The organism is Rhizobium pantanalense, from assembly GCF_030182525.1.
Lineage (GTDB): Bacteria > Pseudomonadota > Alphaproteobacteria > Rhizobiales > Rhizobiaceae > Rhizobium.
On record NZ_JAQJCH010000048.1, the window covers coordinates 1 to 529 of the forward strand.

General features: G+C 55.2%; 1 tRNA gene and 1 rRNA gene. Both read right to left on the bottom strand.

Going from position 1 to position 529, the window contains the following annotated elements:
- Positions 1–3: 3 nt before the first annotated feature.
- Positions 4–80, bottom strand: a tRNA-Met gene (locus PH558_RS34070).
- 317 nt (positions 81–397) lie between these two features.
- Positions 398–512 (bottom strand): 5S ribosomal RNA (gene rrf, locus PH558_RS34075).
- Between the last annotated feature and the right edge of the window lie 17 nt (positions 513–529).

The following is a 529-nucleotide window of genomic DNA, read 5'->3' on the forward strand; positions in this document are numbered from 1 at the left end:
AATTGGTTGCGGGGGCAGGATTTGAACCTGCGGCCTTCAGGTTATGAGCCTGACGAGCTACCGGGCTGCTCCACCCCGCGCCAGCGCAAATCGCGGAGCGATTTGTCGCGAGTAGCAAGCCTTGGGCTTGCGTCATCCACGTAAACCGCAGAGCGGTTTATCGTGTGTTAGGTGGGCACCTTTTGGAGCGCACCTGCTTTCGAGATGCCTGTTATTCCAGGTTCTCGAAGAAGAAGTCGTTATCAGAAGCGACAAAGGCCGCGTTAGCGGCCTATTGTAACACGGCCTGGCCGTATTTCAGAGTGTGACGAGAAGATTTTGTGCGGCATAAATTGCTGAGCAATTTAGCGAGGCATAAATCGATTTCATCGATTTAGCGTGAAGTTGCGATTAGCAGACCTGGCAGCGACCTACTCTCCCGCGTCTTAAGACGAAGTACCATGGGCGCAGGGGCGTTTCACGGCCGTGTTCGGAAAGGGAACGGGTGCAGCCACCCCGCCATAACCACCAGGTCGGCAAAGCGCAACTT